Origin of the sequence: Pseudorhodoferax sp. Leaf265 (assembly GCF_001422365.1) — a bacterium.
Lineage (GTDB): Bacteria > Pseudomonadota > Gammaproteobacteria > Burkholderiales > Burkholderiaceae_C > Pseudorhodoferax.
In genome coordinates, this window is the sequence record NZ_LMMT01000015.1 from 1 (window position 1) to 20,589 (window position 20,589).

Sequence of the window (20,589 nt, forward strand, 5' to 3'; positions counted from 1 at the left end):
GCGACCAACGGCTGGCAGATCGAGGAGATCCGCTTCACCGACGCGGCCTCCACCGTGTGGACGGTGGCCAACGTGAAGGCCATGGTGCTGACCGGCACCAACGAGAACGACGTGCTGCGAGGATATGCCACCAACGACACCCTCAGTGGCGGCGCGGGTAGCGACACGCTGTATGGGGCCGCGGGTGACGACACGTTGCTTGCAGGTGCGGAGAACGACATGCTCGTGGGCGATGCTGGCAACGACCTTCTGAAGGGCGAAGCTGGCGACGACACGCTGCAAGGCGGAGCGGGCGACGACACGCTGGACGGCGGCACGGGCAACGACATCTTGGCCGGTGGCGTTCACGAACCAGGTTGGTCGAACTTCAACGGTGTGGGCAACGACACGTACTTGTTCGGCCGGGGCGACGGGGTGGACATCATCCGCGACGCGGACACCACGGCGGGCAACGTCGACAAGCTCGTGTTCAAAGCAGGCGTGGCGGTCGGGCAACGACATCTTGGCCGGTGGCGTTCACGAACCAGGTTGGTCGAACTTCAACGGTGTGGGCAACGACACGTACTTGTTCGGCCGGGRCGACGGGGTGGACATCATCCGCGACGCGGACACCACGGCGGGCAACGTCGACAAGCTCGTGTTCAAAGCGGGCGTGGCGGTGGCCGACGTGCTGGCCAGCCGCGATGGCGACACCTTGGTGCTCAAGATCAAGGGCACCACTGACCAGGTGCGCATCGACAGCTACTTCGGCGTGGCGGTGGCCGACGTGCTGGCCAGCCGCGATGGCGACACCTTGGTGCTCAAGATCAAGGGCACCACTGACCAGGTGCGCATCGACAGCTACTTTGGCGATGACGCGACCAACGGCTGGCAGATCGAGGAGATCCGCTTCACCGACGCGGCCTCTACCGTGTGGACGGTGGCCAACGTGAAGGCCATGGTGCTGACCGGCACTAACGAGAACGATGTACTGCAAGGCTACGCGAGCAATGACACCCTCAGCGGTGGTGCTGGAAGCGATGCGTTGTACGGCCGCGCTGGAAACGACACGCTGCTCGGTGGTGCAGAGAACGACACGCTCGTTGGCGAGGCAGGCAACGACCTCTTGAATGGCGAGTCGGGCGATGACACGTTGCAAGGCGGTGCCGGTGATGACACGCTGGACGGGGGGGCGGGCAACGACATCTTGGCCGGTGGCGTTCACGAACCAGGTTGGTCGAACTTCAACGGTGTGGGCAACGACACGTACTTGTTCGGCCGGGGCGACGGGGTGGACATCATCCGCGACGCGGACACCACGGCGGGCAACGTCGACAAGCTCGTGTTCAAAGCGGGCGTGGCGGTGGCCGACGTGCTGGCCAGCCGCGATGGCGACACCYTGGTGCTCAAGATCAAGGGCACCACTGACCAGGTGCGCATCGACAGCTACTTCGTGCTGGCCAGCCGCGATGGCGACACCCTGGTGCTCAAGATCAGGAACACCAGCGACCAGGTGCGCATCGACAGCTACTTCGGCAACGACGCGACCAACGGCTGGCAGGTCGAGGAGATCCGCTTCACCGACGCGACCTCCACCGTGTGGACGGTGGCCAACGTCAAGGCCATGGTCCTGACCGGAGGGGCGGAGAGAGATGTTGTGCAGGGCTACGACTCAAATGACACGCTCAGCGGYGGTGCGGGCAGCGACTCGCTGTATGGGCATGCCGGCAATGACGCGTTGCTGGGCGGTGCGGACAACGACCTGCTTGCTGGAGAGGGCGGCAACGACAGCCTGCAAGGCGAGTCGGGCGACGACACGCTGTTTGGCGGCAGCGGTGATGACACTCTGGACGGCGGTGCTGGCAACGACCTGCTGGGCGGCGGTGGCTTCTCAGGAAACTACTGGGAATACGTGGAGAACACCGCTGGCAACGACACGTACCTGTTCGGCCGGGGTGACGGGCAGGACACGATCCGTGATGTTGACAGCACAGTGGGCAACGTCGACAAGCTCGTGTTCAAAGCGGGCGTGGCGGTGGCCGAYGTGCTGGCCAGCCGCGAWGGCGACACCCTGGTGCTCAAGATCAGGAACACCAGCGACCAGGTGCGCATCGACAGCTACTTCGGCAACGACGCGACCAACGGCTGGCGGGCGTGGCGGTGGCCGACGTGCTGGCCAGCCGCGAAGGCGACACCCTGGTGCTCAAGATCAGGAACACCAGCGACCAGGTGCGCATCGACAGCTACTTCGGCAACGACGCGACCAACGGCTGGCAGATCGAGGAGATCCGCTTTACCGACGCGACCTCCACCGTGTGGACGGTGGCTAACGTCAAGGCCATGATGCTGGCTGGAAGCGCCGACAATGATGTGGTGCTGGGCTACGCCACCAACGACACGCTCAGTGGTGGAGCAGGCCGCGATTCGCTGTATGGCCGTGATGGCAACGACACCCTGCTCGGCAGTGCCGAGAACGACCTTCTTGTCGGCGACGCCGGCGGCGACAGCCTGAAGGGAGAGGACGGTGATGACACGTTGTACGGTGGCGCAGGCGACGACACACTGGATGGCGGTGCTGGCAATGACCTGCTGGGCGGAGGCAACTTTTCTGCCAACATCTGGGACTACGTGGAGAACACTGCAGGCAACGATACCTACCTGTTCGGCCGGGGCGACGGGCAGGACACGATCCGTGATGTTGACAGCACAGTGGGCAACGTCGACAAGCTCGTGTTCAAAGCGGGCGTGGCGGTGGCCGACGTGCTGGCCAGCCGCGAAGGCGACACCCTGGTGCTCAAGATCAGGAACACCAGCGACCAGGTGCGCATCGACAGCTACTTNGGCGTGGCGGTGGCCGACGTGCTGGCCAGCCGCGAAGGCGACACCCTGGTGCTCAAGATCAGGAACACCAGCGACCAGGTGCGCATCGACAGCTACTTTGGAGCAAATGGCACAAACGGCTGGCAGATCGAAGAGATTCGCTTCGAGGACGCGCCGGGAGTTGTCTGGGACTACGCGCACACTTCGGCTGTAATCGCCAACAATGCTCCTACGCTGTCATCCCTACTCGCGGATCAGAGCGTCATTGCAGGTTCACCCTTCACGTGGTCGGTTCCGGCAAACTCGTTCACTGACGCAGATGCGAGTGACCAATTGACCTACGCGGCACGGCTGAAGAATGGCGACTCTCTGCCGTCCTGGTTGACCTTCAACGCTGCCACTCTCCAGTTTGTCGGAGCGCCCGGAGCCGCCGATGTAGGGCTGATGCAGATTCAGATCATCGCCACCGACCAGCTAGGAAGTTCCGTTAGCGACGTTTTCGCGCTGCACGTCCGACCGAGCCAAACCGCAGTTCTGCGCGGAACCAGCAGTGCGGACACGCTCACGGGCTCAAACGGAGACGAGGTGATTCTGGGCCTGGCCGGAAACGATGTGTTGAGCGGCGGCGCTGGCAACGACACGCTCGACGGCGGCATCGGCGCCGACGCCATGTCGGGCGGCTCGGGCGATGACGTGTACATCGTGGACAACACGTCCGACACGGTTGCTGAAAACGCAAGCGAGGGCATCGACACGGTAGAGTCCAGCGTGAGCTTCACGCTTGGAGCGAACGTCGAAAATCTCACCCTCACAGGGTCTGCCGCCATCAATGGCGCCGGCAACTCACTGGCCAACACATTGCTAGGCAACGACGCCGCGAACACCCTCAACGGAGGCACGGGTGCCGACACGATGTCGGGCGGGTTGGGAGACGACATCTACATCGTCGACAACGCCAGCGATTCGGTGATCGAAGGCGTGGACGGCGGCGTCGATCTGATCCGCTCGAGCGTCACGCGAACACTTGGTGCAAACATCGAGAACCTGACGTTGACGGGCAACACCGCCATCAGTGGAACCGGAAACGGACTCGCGAACGTGCTCACCGGGAATACCTCGGCCAACACGCTAACAGGGTACGGAGGAAACGACACGCTAATCGGAGGTAAGGGTTGGGACGTCCTCGTGGGCGGCGAAGGGCACGATGTTTATCTGCTTTCGCGCGGCGACAGCACCGATGCGATCGTCGAAACAGGAAGTTCGTCCACCAACCAAGACACCGCACGGTTCGGCGCAGACATTGCCGCCGATCAATTGTGGTTCCGGCAGGTCAACAACAACCTTGAAGTCAGTGTCATTGGGACCAGCGACAAGTTCAGCGTGGTCAACTGGTATGTGGGAACTCAGTACCGGGTGGAGCGCTTCGAGAGCGGCAACGATCTTGCGCTGACCAGCGGCCAAGTACAGAACCTGGTCAATGCAATGGCGTCGTTCGCACCGCCGGCTGCGGGACAAACCACGTTGCCTGCGGACTACGCTGCCACTTTGAACCCCGTCATCGCCGCCAACTGGCAGTGAGCGTGTGAGGACCGTCGGTGTCGTAGGGCACCGATGGTCCTTTTCTCGATCCGATATTCCCGATGAAGGTCCTGTTCGTTCACCAGAACTTTCCTGGCCAGTTCAAGCACTTGGCGCCACGCCTCGTTCAACTGGGGCATGAGGTCGTTGCACTTGGCGTCAACAAGTCGCCGCCGCTTGCCGGCGTGCGACACATTTACCACGCGCCGATTCCTCCGCCCGTCGGCGCCGACGGGCGCACGGCGTTGGACGACTACGCGGCCAAATTCGCGCGTGGCGAATCGGCAGCCAAGGCCATGCGCGATCTGTCTCGAAATGGCTTCCAGCCCGACGTCGTCTTCGCGCATCCGGGATGGGGTGAGTCCATCTTCGCTCGCGACGTGTTCCCGCGTGCCAGACACCTCATGTACGCGGAGTATTACTACGGCGGGCCAACCGGTGATGCTGTCTTTGACCCCGAGTTCGCTTCACCGGACGAGGAGTCGACGCGCATGCGAACGCGCCTCAAGAACATGCACCTCCTGCAGGCGATGGAGGCCAGCGATGGGGGCTTGTCACCGACAAAGTTTCAGCGTGACCAACATCCAGACTGGTTCCGAGATCGAATCTCCGTCATCCACGACGGAATCGATACAGACCGCTTTCGGCCCAATCCGGCTGCGGTGGTGGGCTTGCGGTCTGCGGGAGTCGAGTTGCGGTCCGGCGATGAGGTGGTCACGTTCGTCGCACGTGAGTTGGAGCCTTACCGCGGTTACCACACGTTCATGAGGTCGTTGCCGTCGTTGCTCGCTGCGCGTCCGAACGCTCGCGTGGTGATCGTCGGCGGGGATGGGGTCAGCTACGGAGCTGCGGCGCCTGCCGGAAAGACTTGGAAGCAGATCTTTTTGGATGAGGTGCGCGGCGCCATTGATCAAACGCGTGTCCATTTCGTGGGCCGCATACCGCACGAGGTTTTGACCCAGCTGATGCAAGTGTCGGCGGTGCATGTCTACCTCACCTATCCGTTCGTGCTCTCGTGGTCCCTGCTTGAAGCCATGAGCATCGGCTGTCTGGTGGTGGGTTCGCGCACGGCACCTCTTGAAGAGGTGATCCAGCACGGTCGCAACGGTTTGCTGGTGGACTTCTTCGATCCGAAGGCGCTCGCTGATACCGTGGCTGAGGCACTCGAAAACCGTAGTGGGCTGCATCATCTGCGTGCGTCGGCGCGCGAAAGTGTTGTGGCTGATTTCGACCTTAAGAGGAAGTGCTTGCCGACGCTCGTCGACTTTGTTGGGGCATGACCCTTGCGGTGACGTCAATCTTGGTTGCCAGAGTTCCTCAAACCTGGAGGATTTCGCGCCCTGTGCAGCACCAACCCTCACGAAATCGCTCAGATCCGCTGCCGTGCGACCGTTCGCAGGGTCGCGGAAGGGCCGCCGGTAAGCCCCCGAAGGCGAAAGACGTGCGCGGGAGAGGGCGGCCACGGAAGCACTATCCGACCAGCCTTGCAATTTCAGCTTGCGGCGCGAGTCTCGTGAGCCACTTAGGGGTCCGCCTTGCAAGTGCCATCCAATGAAATCAACGGGTTACGCGTTGCGGTCAGCATGGCGGCGTTGCCGTTCCCGAATGCGGAGGTTGGCTGGGATGTCGTTCACGTGGGGTGCGGCCGGGGCCTAGAATCTGGTTAACGTTGACGGTCGTTCTGCTTCACTTTGGGGCAGGAAGTGCCCCATTTGACAAGGACCACAAGTCCTGACCCGTTTTTCGTTGGGTCTGACAAATTCCGGCCAGTTCTGACAAACCCGTGCTCTCAGAGTTCGTGAATCATGAGTTTTGGGCAATCTTGTTCAGCGAAGACATGGCCGTCGATTGCGGGCGCTTCAAGATGGTCCACGCCCGGCTGGAGGGGCGGCCCAGCGGCGTGCGTGCTCCGCGCGCCGGCGCACAGGCCGGAGCAACGTAGCCGTCCCGCGCGGCTCAGGATTGCGCCGCCGATCGCCGTACCATCGCCACCCCCTCAACCTTCTCCGTTGCCCATGCTCAACCACGTGATGCTCGGTTCCAATGACATCGACCGCTCCAAGCGCTTCTACGACGCCGTGCTCGGGGTGCTGGGCGCCGGCGAGGCCATCCGCAATGTCGCGGCTTCGGGCCATGTGCGGCTGTTCTACCGCCATGACGGCAGCAGCTTCGGCCTGAGCCAACCCATCAACGGCGAGCAGGCCACTTGCGCCAACGGCGGCACCATCGGCTTCAAGTGCAGCTCGCCCGAACAGGTGAAGCAGTTCCATGATGTCGCCGTGGCGCATGGCGGCCGCTCCATCGAAGACCCGCCGGGCCTGCGCGAGAGCGGCATGGGCGCCATGCATCTGGCCTATGTGCGCGACCCGGACGGCAACAAGCTCTGCGCGGTGTACCGCGTCAAGCCGGCCTGAGGGCAGCCAGGTCCATGGCCATCGAACTGTCCAAGGATGTGCGCAAGGAGGCCATCGCCTCCATCGAGCGCTACTTCCGCGAGAACATGGACGAGCCCATCGGCAACATCGCGGCGGGCGGCCTGCTGGGCTTCTTCCTCGAGGAGATCGGCCCCGCCATCTACAACCAGGCCGTGGCCGACGTGCAGGAGCGGCTGCAGGCCCGCGTGGCCGAGCTGGACCTCGAAGTGCACGAGGACCCGTTCACCTACTGGCACAAGTACGATCGCCAAGCCAAGCCGCGCAGGTGAGCGCGGCGGGACAGCGGAGGGCGCCCATGCAACTGCTCGTGAACATCGACGTGGACGACCTGGCCCGCGCCACCGATTTCTACTGCACGGCCTTCGGACTGCACACCGGCCGGCGCTTCGGCGCGGACGGTGTGGAACTGCTGGGCGGCACGGCGCCGCTCTACCTGCTGGTCAAGCCGGCCGGCAGCCCGGCCTTCCCGGGCGCGGCGCAACGGCGCGACTACGCGCGGCACTGGACGCCCGTGCACTTCGACATCGTGGTCGACGATGTCGATGCCGCCGTGGCCCGCGCGGTGGCGGCCGGTGCCCGGCTCGAGCAGCCGGCCCGCAGTGCCAACTGGGGCCGCATCGCGCTGCTGGCCGATCCCTTCGGCAACGGCTTTTGCTTGCTGCAGTTCCTGGGCCGGGGCTACGACGAGATCGCCACGCCGTCCTGAGGGGACGGGCGACGCGCTTGGCGTAGAGTTCCGCGCATGCCAGATCCCCGCCCCAACCTGATCTTCATCCTCGCCGACGACCTGGGCTATGCCGACCTGGGCTGCACCGGCGCGCGCGATGCGGCCAACCGGCCCATCGACGTCTCGCCTCGGCTGGACCGCATGGCCGCCGAGGGCCTGCGCTTCACGCGCGGCTACGCCAACTCGGCGGTCTGCTCGCCCACGCGCTTCGCGTTGGTCACGGGCCGCTACCAGTACCGCCTGCGCGGCGCGGCCGAGGAGCCGCTGGCCGCGGCCCATGGCGACAAGGTGCTGGGCCTGCCGCCCGCGCATCCGACGCTGCCCTCGCTGTTGAGGGGGGCCGGCTATGCCACGGCCCTGGTCGGCAAGTGGCACCTGGGCTACCCGCCGCACTTCGGCCCGCGCCTGTCTGGCTACGAGGAGTTCTGGGGCTTCCACGCTGGCGGGGCCGACTACTTCTCGCACCTGGACCCGCGCGGCAACCACGACCTGTGGGAGAACGAGACCGAGATCCACCGCGAGGGCTACCTCACGGACCTGCTCAGCGCGCGTGCCGTCGATTACATCGAGCGCCAGAGCGCGGAGCAGCCCTTCCTGCTGAGCCTGCACTACAGCGCGCCGCACTGGCCCTGGCTCACGCGCGAGGACGCGGCCGAGTCCGCACGCATCGGCGCCGGCCTCAAGCACCTGGACGGCGGCAGTCTGGCCACCTACCAGAAGATGGTCACGCAGATGGACGAGGGCATCGGTGCCGTGCTGGATGCGCTGGCGCGGCGCGGCCTGGCGGACAACACGCTGGTGGTGTTCACGAGCGACAACGGCGGCGAGCGCTTCTCCAACAACTGGCCCTTCGTGGGCGGCAAGATGGACCTGCTCGAAGGCGGCCTGCGCGTGCCGTTGCTGGCGCGCTGGCCCGCGCGCATCGCGGCCGGCGGCGTGAGCGAGCGGCCTAACATGACCATGGACTGGACCGCCACCTTCCTCGATGCGGCGGGCGTGGCGCCGCATCCGGACTACCCGCTGGACGGCCAGAGCCTGCTGCCGCACTTCGCCGACCCGGCCGCGCCGGCGCCCGAACGCGACCTGTTCTGGCGCATGAAGCACCGCGGCCAGCGCGCGCTGCTGCGCGGCGACTGGAAGTACCTGCGCCAGGATGGCAACGAGTTCCTGTTCGACGTGGTGGCCGACCCGCGCGAGCGCGCCAACCAGGCAGGGCGTCAGCCCGAGCGCCTGGCCGAATTGCTTGCGGCCTGGGAGGCGCTGGACGCACAGATGCCGCCGATCCCGGACGAGGCCCGCGTGTCGCTGGTGTTCGGCCCCAAAGACCTGCCGCAGGCGACGTTCTGAGCGGTCAGTGCGGCGGCAGCGCGGTGCCCTGGAAGGCCGCCAGCTGCCACGTCCCCATGCGCTGCAACCACACGGCGAGGTAGCGGGCCGCGATGCTGCGCGGCTGGCCATCGCGCAGCACCTCGGCGTGCATCTCGCCGCCGACGATGCCGGCGTCCGCCGTGCACTGCGCCGCCAGCAGCGTGAAGGCCAGCTGCCGGTAGGCGATCTGTCCGCCCGCCAGCTTGGCCAGCAGGCTGTCGCGCCCATCGCAGATGCCCGTGGAATGCGTGTAGCGCAGGTCCGGCGCCAGCAGCGCCTGTAGCGCGGCGATGTCGCCGGCCAGCATCGCCGCGCGGCGCCGTTCTTCCAGCGCAAGGACCGCCGCTTCGCTCATTCGTCGCGGATGCCGTTGCGCAGCACGCCGATGGCGTCCACCTCGATCTCCACCACGTCGCCGGGCCGCATGAACACCGGCGGTGTGCGCTTGTTGCCCACGCCGCCCGGCGTGCCGGTGACGATCACGTCGCCCGGCTCCAGCGGGATGAAGGCCGAGATGTAAGCGATCTGGCGCGGGATGCTGTGGATCATCATGTCGGTGGTGGCGCGCTGCATCTCCTGGCCGTTCAGCCGCGTCACCAGCGTCATCTGCTGGTCGGGCGCGATCTCGTCGGCCGTCACCAGCCAGGGGCCGAAGCCGCCCGTGCGCCAGAAGTTCTTGCCCGGCGCCCATTGCGAGGTGTGGAGCTGCCAGTCGCGCACGCTGCCGTCGTTGTAGCAGCTGTAGCCGGCGATGTGCCGCCAGGCATCGGCCTCGGCGATGTGGCGCCCGCCCTGGCCGATCACGATGGCGATCTCGCCCTCGTAGTCCAGCCGCTCCGACACGCGCGGGCGCACGATGTCCTCGCCATGGGCCAGCTGCGAATCGGCCACGCGCAGGAAGATCACGGGCTTGTCGGTCACCTGCTTGCCGGTCTCGCGCACATGCTCGCCATAGTTCAGGCCAATGCAGAAGATCTTGCCGGGGTTGGGCACCACGGGCAGCAGCTTCACCTCGCTGAGCGGCAGCGCGGCCTTGGCGCTGGCCAGCGCCGCGCGCGCCTCGTCGACGAGCCCGGCGGCGATCAGCGCCTTGAGGTCGGGTGCGCGCGTACCGAACACGGCGCGCAGGTCGACCACGCGGTCGCCGACGACGGCGCCGTAGCTGTCCTGGCCGTTGGTCTGGTAGCTGATGAGTTTCACGGGAGTTCCTTATCAAGGGGAGGGGAGGGAGGTTTCAGCCCAACCGACCTCCGATGCGCGTGGCGGCGTCGGTGACCAGTCGGACCAGCTTGTCAAGGTCGACGATCGCCAGGCGCGAGGACGCGAACACCAGCGAGATGGCGGCCCAGGCACCGCCATCGGGTTTGGGGATGGGCGCCGCCACGGCCACCAGCTGCGGCTCCAGCTCGCCGCGCGAGACGTAGTGGCCGGCCTTGCGGATGGCCGCGAAGTAGCGCCTGAAGTCGCTCCAGTCCGCTGGCAGGCCGGCACGCACGGCTTCGGCATGGTGCGACTCGAACACCTTCTTGAGCGCCACCGGCCCGAAGCTGGCCAGCAGCACCTTGGGCGCCGCGCCCAGGAACAGCGGCCGCGGCCGGCCGCGCCCATAGGCCAGCGCGGCGGGCGCGCCGCCCATCTCGCGGTGCGTGTCCAGCACCTGGGTGCCGAACAGCCCCGTCACCACGCAGTCGAAGCCGGTGGCGGCCACGAGTTCGCGCAGTATGGGCAGGCCCGTCTTGAGCACCGGGTCGGCGCCGCGGATGTAGTGGTCCAAGAGGATGATGCGCGGCCCCAGCGCGTACTGCGAGTCCTCCACGCGCTGCAGCAGCCCGGCCTGCAGCAGCAGGCGCACGTAGCGGTAGCTGGTGGGCAGGGAGACCTCCAGCAGCGTGGCGATGTCCTCCGCCGTGCGTGTGAGGTGGATGTCGTCGAACAGGTCGAGCACGCCCAGCATGCGCTCCAGGCTGGACGAAGAGGATTCCGACAAGGCAGGTTCCCGTTGAATGGTTCATGGCGCGGCGGGAAGGTATTGCGAGATGCGATCCAGTTCAGGGCCCGTGCGCGCGACGCCGACGATATACCGGTCGGGACGCAGGATCACGGCCTGGGCGCCGTGGGCGTCCAGCCAGGCGTCGATGCCGGGCTCGGGCTGGTCGATGACGATGGCGCCGCTGCGGTGCCAGCGCTCGGCCGTGGCCGGCGCCGCGGCCTGCAGCGCTTCGCGCCGGCCGATCACGGCGCTGCGCCGGCCCAGCAGCTCGTCGAGCAGGCGGCCGTCGCGCAGCCGCGGCTGCGGGAAGGGCCGGCCGGCGACGGCCTCGGCCTGCGGATCGAAGGCACCCGCGCCCAGCAGCTGCGGTGGCAGCTCGAAGACCTCGGGCCGGCCGGCGGCGAAGCGTGCATCGCGCGCGGCGGCCTCGGCGGCGTCGGTGGTCTGGATGATGCCGCCCAGGCGCACGGCCAGTTCGATCAGCGCGCGCACATGCGGCTTGCGCTCGGACTCGTAGGTGTCCAGCAGCGCGTCGGGCGCGCGGCCGGCCAGCACGGCGTCCAGCTTCCAGGCCAGGTTGGCCGCGTCGCGGATGCCGGCGCACATGCCCTGGCCCAGGAAGGGCGGGGTCTGGTGGCAGGCGTCGCCGGCCAGGAACAGCCGTCCGCTGCGCCAGCCCTCGGCGATCACGGAGTGGAAGGTGTAGATGGCCGCGCGCTCCAGCCGCGCCTGCTCGGGGCGGACCCAGGGCGCGACCAGGCGCCACAGCGTCTCGGGCTGCACCAGCGCGGCGCGGTCGTCGTCGGGCAGCACCATGATCTCCCAGCGCCGGCGCGCGCCCACCACGTTGCAGTAGGTCATGGGGCGGCGCGGGTCGCAGTGCTGCACCGTGTGGTCGGGCAGGTCCACGGGCTGCTGCAGGATGATGTCGAACACCAGCCAGGGCTGGCGCAGGCCGAGGTCGATGAGCGGGCTGCCCATGTGCTGGCGCACGGGCGAGCGTGTGCCGTCGCAGCCGACCAGGTAGCGGGCGCGCAGGCTTTCGGTGCCGCCGGCATGGCGCACCTTCAGCGCGACGCCGTCGTCCTGCGTGGCGATGCCCACGAGTTCATGGCCCAGGCGCACGTCCACCTGCGGATAGCGGGCCAGGCCTGCGCGCAGCACGGCCTCCAGCTCGGGCTGGTGGAAGTAGTAGTTGTTGGCGCCGCCGTGCGGCCCCAGTGCCGCCGTGCCGCCGCGGACCAGCAGGGTCTGCCCGGCGCCGTTGACGAAGTGCATGCCCTGGGTGCCGGGCCGCGCGATGGCCAGTGCCTGCTCGCGCAGGCCGACCGCCTGCAGCACGCGCAGCACCTCGCCGTCGAAGTGGATGGCGCGCGGCAGCGGGAAGACACCGGTCTCCTTCTCGAGCACCAGCACCGAGCGGCCGGCGGCGCCGAGCAGGTTGGCCAGCATGGCACCCGTGGGCCCCAGGCCCACGATGGCCACGTCGTAGAGCGGCGCCGGTTCAGCCACGCTGGTCTTCCTGCATGCGGCGCGCCACCTCGGCCTGCCATTGCGCGCGCGGCATGAACCTGGGGTAGCGGCGCGCGATGGCCTCGGCCTGGGCCAGGATCTCGGCGTCGGGCCGGGCCAGGTCGATGGCCTCGCGCAGCGGCTGGTCGCAGTACCAGGGCGTGTCCATGAACAGCTCGAGCCGGTTGCCTTCCGGGTCGCGGCAGTAGAGCGAGACCGCGTTGCCGTGCGTGACGGGGTGCATGTCGCTGGCGCCCCCGGCCAGCAGCCGGTCGTGGAAGCCGCGCAGCGCCGCCAGGTCGGGCACGCGGAACGAGATCTGGTTGACCACGTTGAACGCCATGTCGGCCGGCCGGCCCGTGGCCAGCACCAGTTGGTGGTGCTCGTTCGGGTCGCGGCTCAGGAACACCAGTTGCACGGCGCCCAGGTCGCCCGCGTCCGTCTGCGTGAAGCGCAGGGCCCCCTTGTAGAAGCGCGCCATGCGCCCGAGGTCGGTCACGTACAGGCCGATGTGGCTGAACTGAAGCTGTGAAGGTGTACCCATCGAATTGTCTCCTCCCGATAAAGGGTGTGCTTGATGATCGTTTCGATGAATAAATAGTATTTGAATTATCTTATTTTGACAATACATTGGTTTTTTGTAAGATCCACGCCGTGCAATGGGCACGGATTCGCAATCGGAGACAAAGATGGCTTTTTTCAAAGGGCTGGCGAGGAGCGGGGCGGGGATGGCGCTGGCGGTGCTGGCCGCCATGCCGCAGGGCGCGGCAGCGCAGGCCGACTACCCGGCCAAGGCGGTGCGCATCATTGCGCCCTTCCCTGCGGGCAGCGGGCCCGACGCCAATGCGCGCGAACTGGCGGCCGGGCTCACGGCCGTGCTGGGCCAGAGCTTCTTCGTCGAGAACCGGCCGGGGGCCTCGAACATCATCGGCACCGAGGCTGCGGCCCGTGCGCCGGCCGACGGCTACACGCTGTACATCGGCACCACGAGTTCGCTCTCGGTGGTGCCGCACCTGTACAGCAAGCTGCCCTTCAACGCCGCGCGCGACTTCGCGCCCATCAGCCTGTTGGGCGTGCTCAACACCGGCCTGATCGCCACGCCGGGCCTGGCAGCGAAGGACGCACGCGAGCTCGTGGCCCAGCTCAAGGCCCAGCCCGAGTCCGTTGCGGTGGCCACGCAGGGGCCGGGCAGCTACTCGCACCTGTCAGCCGTGTGGTTCAACAACGCGGCCGGCGTGCGCAGCAACCTCGTGCCCTACAACAGCAACAGCCCCTACACCGACCTGCTCGCGGGACAGGTGCAGCTCATGTACGACGGGCTGCCGGCCGCGGCCGGCCCCATCCGCGCCGGCAAGCTCAGGCTGCTGGGCATCACGGGCCAGGCCCGCCATCCGAGCTTTCCGGATGTGCCCACCTTCGCCGAGCAGGGCCTGCCCGACTTCACGCCCATCGCCTGGCAGGGCGTGCTGGCGCCGGCCGGCACGCCGCCGGCCATCCTGGCCCAACTCAGCGCCGCCATGGGCAAGATCTGCCAGTCGCCCGATCTGCAGAAGAAGTGGCGCGACTACGGCGGTGAGCTGCGCTGCAACACGCCGGCCGAGTTCGCGGCCTTCATCGAGGTCGACCGCGCGATGTGGGGCCGGGTGGTGCGCGCGGCCGGCGTCAAGCTGGACTGAGTGCGTGCAGGCCTGCCGCCTCAGACCATCGCGAAGCCGCCCGACGCACCGATGGTCTGGCCCGTGATGAACAGCGCCCGGTCCGACGCCAGGAAGGCCACGATGCCGGCGACATCGGTGGGCCTGGCCAGGCGGCCCACGCCCTTGGAGATCGGGTAGACATTGACCATCTTGGCCAGCAGCTCGTTGTTCTGCACGGTGGCATCCACGTGCAGGGGGCCGTCCTTGATGCCCTCGTGCGAGACCGCGCCCAGCGCGACGGAGTTCACGGTGATGGCGTGGCGGCCGTGCTCGCGCGCCAGCGCCTTGCCGAAGCCGGCGATGGCGGCCTTGGCGCCGGAGTAGACGGCCATGTTCGCCTCGCCGATGCGGCCGGCCTCCGAGATGATGTTGACGATGCGGCCGCCCTTGCGCTCGGCCATGCCGCGCAGTACGGCGTGGCAGCAGTGCATGGTGCCGTAGACGTTCAGGTCCACGATCTTGGCCCAGTCGGCGACGGGCATGTCCACGAAGGCCGGCGTGCGCCCCCCTTTCTCGCGGCGCTCGGGGATGATGCCGGCGTTGTTGACGAGGATCTGCACGGGCGCGCCGAAGTGCTGCGTGGCGGCCTGCACCATGGCGTCCACCTGCGCTGCCTGGGTGATGTCGGCCGGCGCGGCGAGCGCCTGGCCGCCCTGCGCGCGGATCTCGCTGGCCACGGCCTCGGCGCGCTCGGCGAACAGGTCGTTGACGACCACGCGCGCGCCCTCGCGCGCCAGTTCGATGCAGATCTGCCGGCCCACGCCCTGGCCGCCGCCCGTCACCAGTGCAACCTGCGAATTCAGTCCGAGTTCCATGTGTCCTGTCCTTGAAGTGGTGTGAAGAATCGAGGTGCATGGGCCGCTCAGCGGCCCGTGAAGACGGGCTTGCGCTTCTCGACGAAGGCGCGCATGCCTTCCTTGCGGTCGTCGGTGTCCACCAGCATGGCGGCGGCGTAGCGCTCGTACTCCAGGCCGCTGTCCAGGTCGGTCTGCATGCCGCGGTTGACGGCGCGCTTGGCAAAGCGCACGGCCAGCGGCGGCATCTCGGCGATGCGCTGTGCCACGTCCAGCGCCGCCGCGTGCAGCTGGTCGGCCGGCAGCACCTGCGTGACCAGGCCGTACTGCAGGGCCTGGGCCGCATCGATCTGCTCGGCCGTGAACATCAGGGCCTTGGCGCGCGCCTCGCCGATCAGGCGTGGCAGGCGCTGGGTGCCGCCGGCGGCCGGGATCACGCCCAGCCGCACCTCGGGCAGGCCCAGCCGCGCGTGCGCGGCGGCCAGCCGCATGTCGCAGCACAGCGCCAGCTCCAGGCCGCCGCCCAGCGCCACGCCGTTGATCGCCGCGACGACCGGCTTCTCGAACTCCTCGATGGCACGGAACAGGTCGTGCGTGGACTTCTGGGCGACGAAGAAATCCGTCGCGCAGATCTGGTGGTCGGCGCGCTCCTTGATGTCGGCGCCGGCGCAGAAGGCGCGCTCGCCCGCGCCCGTGAGCAGCACGGCGCGCACGCGGTCGTCCGCGCGTGCCAGCTCGAAGAAGGCCCGGGTGAGGTCGGGCTTCATCGTGCCGCCCAGCGTGTTCATGCGCTCGGGCCGGTTCAGCGTGACGATGGCGACATGGCCCTGCACTTCGTAGCGCAGCGTGGGCAGTTCGACCCGGTCGGGAAAGGGGGTGTCGTTCATGCGTGTGGTCTCCGTCAGGCGCCAGGCGCCGAAAGCACATGGGCGATGGCCACGGCCCCCAGGCCGATCATGTGGGCCATGCCCCACTGGGCGCCGGCGTGCTGGCGGCCGCTGGCCTCGCCGCGCAGCTGGCGCGTGATCTCGGCGATCTGGCCGATGCCGGTGGGCCCCAGCGGATGGCCCATGCCGATCAGGCCGCCGGAGGCGTTGATCGCGCAGCGCCCGCCGATGCGCGAGTCGCCGCGCTCCAGGTAGGCCGCGCCTTCGCCGGGCTGGCACACGCCGATGGCCTCGCTGTAGAGCAGCTCCTCGACCGAGAACGCGTCGTGCAGTTCCAGCAGGTCCAGCCGCGCGGCCGGGATGGCCGCCTGCTCCAGCGCCGCGCGGGCGCTGGCGCCCACCAGGTCGATGGCCGATGCGCCGTAGCTGTGCTCGGCGGTCTCGCTGCAGGCGCTGGAGGCGCGCACCCGCACGCAGCGCGCCGGGTCCAGCCCCAGGCGCCGCAGCGCACGGCCGGACACCACGATGACGGCCGCCGCGCCCTCGCCGCGCGGGCAGCACTGCTGCACCGTCAGGTCGCCGGCCACGGGCGGCGAGCCCAGCACCTGCTCCAGCGTGCGCGGCTTGCGGAACTGCGCGAACGGGTTCAGTGCGGCGTTGCCATGGTTCTTCACGGCCACGCGCGCCATCGAGGCGGCGTCCGCGCCGCGCTCGCGCAGGTAGGTGCGGGCCATCATCGCGAACTTCACGGCCGGCACGTTGGCGGTCTCGCTCAGGCGCGGCAGGCCTTCCCTGTCCGACGCGCGCCGGCCGTCGCCGTGCTTGTCGACGCCGATGGCCAGCGCCACGTCGCTGATGCCGTGCGACACCTCCATGCAGGCCTGGCGGAACGCGAAGGAGCCCGAGGCCGAGGCGTTCTCCACCTGGGTCACGGCCAGGCCCGTGGCGCCCAGGTGGCGCAGCATCACGCGGCCGGCCGCCATGCCGATGGCGGCCGTGCCCACGTAGGCGGACTGCACCTGCGGCCAGGCCAGGCCGGCGTCGGCCAGCGCTGCGCGCACGGCCGTCAGGCCCAGGTGGGTGTAGGGCGTGTCGCTGGGGAACTGGTAGGGGTGCAGGCCGATGCCTGCGACGTACACGCCGTCGTTGCCGGCTATCCACTGGCTCATGCTGCAGCTCCTGCGTCGGCCGGCACGAACCGGCAGGTGAACACTTCGCCCGCCGGCAGCGGCACGCCGACGGCCTGCAAGTCCATGCCCACGCGCAGGGCCGACTCGTCCGGCACGGCGATGACGCCTTCCTCGATCACGCCCTCGGCGATGCGGATGTCGGCCGCGATGCGCGGCGTGTCCATGCCGGGCAGCAGCGGCACGTGCAGCGTGACGAACTCCAGCAGCGTGCCGCCGCCGGCGTGTGCCACCGGCTGCACGTCCTGCAGCGATGCGCCGCAGTGCGCGCAGCCCGGCACCATGGCCGGAAAGCTGAGCTTGCCGCAGGCGGGGCAGGGGGCGTAGAAGAACTCCAGCGAGCGGCCGTCAGCGGCGAGCCGGTAGAGCTGGGGGTGCTGCGGCGTGTAGCCGCGCAGGTCAATTGTCATCTTGGTGTCCACGGAAAAAGTCAATCGAGCTTGGCGCCGGAGCGCTCCACCACCTCGCGCCAGCGGACCACTTCGCTCTTGACGAAAGTCCCCAGCTTGGCGCTGTCCATGCCGCGCAGCGGCGTGCCGCCGTTCTTCTCGGTGGCGGCCAGCACCTCGGGGTCGACGATGGCCTCGCCGACGGCCTTGGACAGGCGCTGCACGATGGCCTGGGGTGTCTTGGCGGCCACGAAGACCGCGCCCCAGCTTGCCGACTGGGCAGCGGGGTAGCCGAGCTCGGCCATGGTGCTCAGCTGGGGGGCCGAAGCCAGCCTGGTGTTGCTGGTCACCGCCAGCGCCTTGAGCTTGCCGGACTGCACGAAGGGCATGACCACGGCGGCGTAGTCGAAGGCCATGTCCAGGTTGCCGGCGATCAGGTCGGTCAGCACGGGGCTGCTGCCTTTGTAGGGCACGTGGGTCATCCGGATGCCGGCGCTGCTCTGGAACAGCTCGGCCGTGAGGTGGGTGCCCGTGCCCTGGCCGGCGGAGCCGAAGTTGATCTTGCCGGGGTTGGCCTTGGCGTAGGTCACCAGCTCGGCCACCGTGTTGAACGGGCGGGCGGGGTTCACCACCAGGATCAGCGGCGACTCCGACATGCCGTGCACGGGCGCGAAGTCCTTGACCGGGTCGTAGCGCACGTTCTTGTACAGCGCCAGGTTGGCCGCGTGCGTGCCCTGCGTGCCGTAGACCAGCGTGTAGCCATCGGCCGGCTGGCGCAGGCCGTAGTCCACGCCGATGGAGCCGCCCGCGCCGGGCCGGTTGTCCACGACGACCTGCTGGCCCAGCTTCTCGCCCAGCTTTTGCGCCAGCAGGCGCGAGGTGCTGTCGGTGATGCCACCAGGGGGAAAGGGCACCACGAAGGTCAGCGGCCGGTTGGGCCAGCCGGCCGTGTCGTCGGCAGCGCCGGCGGTGCCTGCAGTGAGGGCTGCTGCGGCCAGTACGGCCGCCAGGGCGCGCGGGGGAATCGGCATGGTCGTGTCTCCTGTTTCGGCCGCGGGCTGCGACCGTTTTTCTACGATGTATCGAAGAATACTTCAAAATCTCGTACACTGACAACATGCAGAATGATCCGGTTCAGAGAAAAATGGCGGACTTTCCTGGGCAAGATGCCTGAAGTCGAGCGATAAGATCGAAGACTTCTACGAAATACCGGAGAGATCATGCCCACCCTCGTTCCCGCCGCAGCCCGCACCATGACCCTGCTGGAGGTGTTCGCCCGCGAGAAGCGCGAGCTGTCCAATTCGGACCTGGCGCGCCTCATGGACCTGCCCGAGAGCAGCTGCTCCGACCTGCTGCACACGCTGCACGACATGGGCTACCTGCTGCGCACGGCGCGCAGCCGGCGCTTCTATCCCACCGCGCGGCTGCTCGCGATCGCCACCGAGATCTCCGCCAGCGACCCCGTGTACGCCGTGGGCTCCGAGGCCTGCGAGCTGCTGCGCGACAAGACCGGCGAGACCGGGCTGTGCGGCCGCCTGGAGGGCGGGGTGGTCAAGGTGCTGGCCTTCATGGAAGGCCACCACCCGCTGCGCTACATGCAGCACGTGGGCGACAAGCTGGCGCTGCACGTGTCCGCGCTCGGCAAGGCCATCCTGTCGCTGGGCACGCCCGAGGAAGCGGCGCGCCAGCTGCGGCAAAAGCCCCTGCGCACGCTGGCCTCCGGCACGGTCACCGACCTGGCTGCCCTCGAAGCCCAGGTGGCCCAGGCCCGCGCGCAGGGCTGGATCTGGGTCGAGAACGAGGGCAGCGAGGGCCTGACGGCGGTCGCGGTCGCCGGCATGGTGGGCGACGAGCCGCTCGGCATCTCCATCGCCGGCCCGACCGACCGCATGCGCGCGCAGCGCGAGCGCTGCCTGCAGGCCCTGCTGGAGGTGCAGGCCCTGGTCTTTCGCCAACGCAACCCATCCGATGCCCCCGTGCCCGCCCGCCCCAGTGCGGCGCGGCGCGGCGGCAGGTCATCCGCCCCCACCTGAGGGGGCTCTTCCTTCCCCAACCAGGAGACAAGCCATGTTCACCGAAACCGCCGAGCAAGCCCTGCTGCGCGACAGCATCCGCCGCTTCATGAAGAGCGAGGTCGCGCCCATCGTGGCGCGCCACGACCAGGAACGCAGCTTTCCGTTCGAGCTGCTCAAGCCGCTGTCGGAGTTCGGTTACCTGGGCGGGCGCCTGCCGGAGGAAGAGGGCGGCATGGGCATGGACCAGCTCACCTGGGCCATGCTGATGGAGGAGGCCGGCTACGCCTGGCTGTCGCTGCGCACCATGCTCAACATCACCAACGCCGCCATCCACAAGCTGGCCGCCGAAGCCACGCCGGAGCAGAAGAAGCGCTTCCTCGCACCGCTGCTGGCCAACGAGCGCAAGTGCTTCAGCGCCATCAGCGAACCGGGCACGGGCTCCAACATCGCCCAGGTGCAGACGCGCGCCGACCTGCAGGGCGACCACTACGTGCTGAACGGCCGCAAGCTGTGGATCACCAACGGTGCCTTCGGCGACTTCGGCATCGTCGTGGCGCGCACCTTCAGCCCCAACTGCCAGGGCCAGCTCTCCACCTTCCTGGTCGAGCGCGACGTGTCGCCCTTCGAGGTGCGGCGCGTGGACACCATGGTCCTGCGCAGCACGGGCACGGCCGAGCTCGGCTTCGACAACGTCAAGGTGCCGCGCGAGAACCTGCTGGGCGAGGAGGGCGCCGCGCTCAAGAAGATGCTGATCGGCCTGGACGGCGCGCGCGTCAACATCGCAATGGGCGCCGTGGGTGCGGCGCAGTCCGCACTGGACCTGTCGATCGACTACGCCCGCACGCGCACGCAGTTCGGCAAGCCGATCGGCAGCTTCCAGCTGGTGCAAAAGCTCATCGTCGACATGACGATCCGCGTGGAGGCGGCGCGCGCGCTGGGCCTGCGCGCCGCGGCCGCGCTGGATTCGGGCAAGGATGCGCGCACCGCCGCGTCCATCGCCAAGCTCTACGCCACCGAGGCCGCGCACGAGGTGGCCAGCATGGCGCTGCAGGTGCACGGCGGGCTGGGCTACGCGACCGACTACCCGATCGAGCGCATCTTCCGCGACACGCGTGGCGGCACCATCCCCGAGGGCACGACCGAGGTGCAGACGCTGATCGTCGGCCGCGAGATCCTCGGCATCTCCGCCATCGCCTGAGCCGGAGGCCGCA

At 68.2% G+C, this 20,589-nt stretch carries 22 protein-coding genes; 12 read left to right on the plus strand and 10 right to left on the minus strand.

Going from position 1 to position 20,589, the window contains the following annotated elements; translation table 11 throughout:
• The 9 genes from ASF45_RS36465 to ASF45_RS15485 form a co-directional block, all read left to right on the plus strand.
• Positions 1-723, plus strand: a 723-nt coding sequence (locus ASF45_RS36465; RefSeq protein ID WP_162244006.1) for a calcium-binding protein, incomplete at its 5' end; no start/stop codon positions are given.
• Positions 724-796: 73 nt separating this feature from the next.
• Positions 797-2,323, plus strand: a complete 1,527-nt coding sequence (locus ASF45_RS36945; protein ID WP_304440567.1) for a calcium-binding protein — start codon at positions 797-799, stop codon at positions 2,321-2,323.
• Positions 2,209-2,819: calcium-binding protein (locus ASF45_RS36950; RefSeq protein ID WP_304440565.1), on the plus strand; the 611-nt coding region annotated here is incomplete at its 3' end. The genes ASF45_RS36945 and ASF45_RS36950, both read left to right, overlap by 115 nt.
• A 49-nt stretch (positions 2,820-2,868) precedes the next feature.
• The gene (locus tag ASF45_RS37105) at positions 2,869-4,377 is read left to right on the plus strand and encodes a putative Ig domain-containing protein (protein ID WP_369802140.1); all 1,509 of its coding nucleotides are present in this window, start codon (positions 2,869-2,871) and stop codon (positions 4,375-4,377) included.
• Between the two features lie 62 nt (positions 4,378-4,439).
• Entirely contained in the window at positions 4,440-5,657 is a 1,218-nt protein-coding gene (locus ASF45_RS15465) for a glycosyltransferase (RefSeq protein ID WP_056664098.1), read from the plus strand.
• A gap of 735 nt (positions 5,658-6,392) precedes the next feature.
• Entirely contained in the window at positions 6,393-6,791 is a 399-nt protein-coding gene (locus ASF45_RS15470; RefSeq protein ID WP_056664101.1) for a VOC family protein, read from the plus strand.
• Positions 6,792-6,805: 14 nt separating this feature from the next.
• A complete protein-coding gene (locus tag ASF45_RS15475; RefSeq protein WP_056664104.1) occupies positions 6,806-7,081 on the plus strand; it encodes a DUF2164 domain-containing protein in 276 nt (91 codons plus the stop codon).
• 26 nt (positions 7,082-7,107) lie between these two features.
• The gene (locus tag ASF45_RS15480; RefSeq protein ID WP_056664108.1) at positions 7,108-7,518 is read left to right on the plus strand and encodes a VOC family protein; all 411 of its coding nucleotides are present in this window, start codon (positions 7,108-7,110) and stop codon (positions 7,516-7,518) included.
• A gap of 36 nt (positions 7,519-7,554) precedes the next feature.
• Complete coding sequence (locus ASF45_RS15485) at positions 7,555-8,886, plus strand: sulfatase (protein WP_056664111.1); 1,332 nt, start codon at positions 7,555-7,557, stop codon at positions 8,884-8,886.
• Between the two features lie 4 nt (positions 8,887-8,890).
• Here ASF45_RS15485 and ASF45_RS15490 read toward each other — a convergent pair whose 3' ends face one another.
• From ASF45_RS15490 to ASF45_RS15510, 5 genes are read right to left on the minus strand one after another with little or no spacing between them, the layout of a single operon-like run.
• Complete coding sequence (locus tag ASF45_RS15490) at positions 8,891-9,262, minus strand: nuclear transport factor 2 family protein (protein ID WP_056664114.1); 372 nt, start codon at positions 9,260-9,262, stop codon at positions 8,891-8,893.
• A complete protein-coding gene (locus ASF45_RS15495) occupies positions 9,259-10,107 on the minus strand; it encodes a fumarylacetoacetate hydrolase family protein (RefSeq protein ID WP_056664118.1) in 849 nt (282 codons plus the stop codon). Before ASF45_RS15495 ends, ASF45_RS15490 begins: the two co-directional genes overlap by 4 nt.
• Before the next feature lie 34 nt (positions 10,108-10,141).
• Positions 10,142-10,894 (minus strand): IclR family transcriptional regulator, encoded by a 753-nt coding sequence (locus tag ASF45_RS15500; protein ID WP_235580929.1) that lies wholly within the window; start codon positions 10,892-10,894, stop codon positions 10,142-10,144.
• A gap of 21 nt (positions 10,895-10,915) precedes the next feature.
• Positions 10,916-12,409 (minus strand): bifunctional 3-(3-hydroxy-phenyl)propionate/3-hydroxycinnamic acid hydroxylase, encoded by a 1,494-nt coding sequence (locus tag ASF45_RS15505; RefSeq protein ID WP_056664125.1) that lies wholly within the window; start codon positions 12,407-12,409, stop codon positions 10,916-10,918.
• Entirely contained in the window at positions 12,402-12,953 is a 552-nt protein-coding gene (locus tag ASF45_RS15510) for a VOC family protein (RefSeq protein ID WP_056664128.1), read from the minus strand. Before ASF45_RS15510 ends, ASF45_RS15505 begins: the two co-directional genes overlap by 8 nt.
• A gap of 145 nt (positions 12,954-13,098) precedes the next feature.
• On the opposite strand from ASF45_RS15510, the gene ASF45_RS15515 reads away from it, so the two are divergent.
• A complete protein-coding gene (locus ASF45_RS15515) occupies positions 13,099-14,085 on the plus strand; it encodes a tripartite tricarboxylate transporter substrate binding protein (RefSeq protein WP_056664484.1) in 987 nt (328 codons plus the stop codon).
• Between the two features lie 20 nt (positions 14,086-14,105).
• Here ASF45_RS15515 and ASF45_RS15520 read toward each other — a convergent pair whose 3' ends face one another.
• Genes ASF45_RS15520 through ASF45_RS15540 form a run of 5 tightly spaced genes read right to left on the minus strand, consistent with a single transcriptional unit; the run spans position 14,106 to position 18,394 of the window.
• Positions 14,106-14,921, minus strand: a complete 816-nt coding sequence (locus tag ASF45_RS15520; protein WP_056664131.1) for an SDR family NAD(P)-dependent oxidoreductase — start codon at positions 14,919-14,921, stop codon at positions 14,106-14,108.
• Positions 14,922-14,968: 47 nt separating this feature from the next.
• Entirely contained in the window at positions 14,969-15,787 is an 819-nt protein-coding gene (locus ASF45_RS15525) for an enoyl-CoA hydratase/isomerase family protein (RefSeq protein WP_056664134.1), read from the minus strand.
• A gap of 14 nt (positions 15,788-15,801) precedes the next feature.
• Positions 15,802-16,956, minus strand: a complete 1,155-nt coding sequence (locus tag ASF45_RS15530; RefSeq protein ID WP_056664137.1) for a thiolase family protein — start codon at positions 16,954-16,956, stop codon at positions 15,802-15,804.
• Positions 16,953-17,384, minus strand: a complete 432-nt coding sequence (locus ASF45_RS15535; protein WP_056664487.1) for a Zn-ribbon domain-containing OB-fold protein — start codon at positions 17,382-17,384, stop codon at positions 16,953-16,955. Before ASF45_RS15535 ends, ASF45_RS15530 begins: the two co-directional genes overlap by 4 nt.
• A 20-nt stretch (positions 17,385-17,404) precedes the next feature.
• Entirely contained in the window at positions 17,405-18,394 is a 990-nt protein-coding gene (locus ASF45_RS15540) for a tripartite tricarboxylate transporter substrate binding protein (RefSeq protein ID WP_056664139.1), read from the minus strand.
• Positions 18,395-18,583: 189 nt separating this feature from the next.
• On the opposite strand from ASF45_RS15540, the gene ASF45_RS15545 reads away from it, so the two are divergent.
• Together ASF45_RS15545 and ASF45_RS15550 are read left to right on the plus strand one after the other, a co-directional pair.
• Entirely contained in the window at positions 18,584-19,396 is an 813-nt protein-coding gene (locus ASF45_RS15545) for an IclR family transcriptional regulator (RefSeq protein WP_056664142.1), read from the plus strand.
• A 34-nt stretch (positions 19,397-19,430) separates the two neighbouring features.
• A complete protein-coding gene (locus ASF45_RS15550) occupies positions 19,431-20,576 on the plus strand; it encodes an acyl-CoA dehydrogenase family protein (protein ID WP_056664144.1) in 1,146 nt (381 codons plus the stop codon).
• The last annotated feature ends 13 nt before the right edge of the window (positions 20,577-20,589 follow it).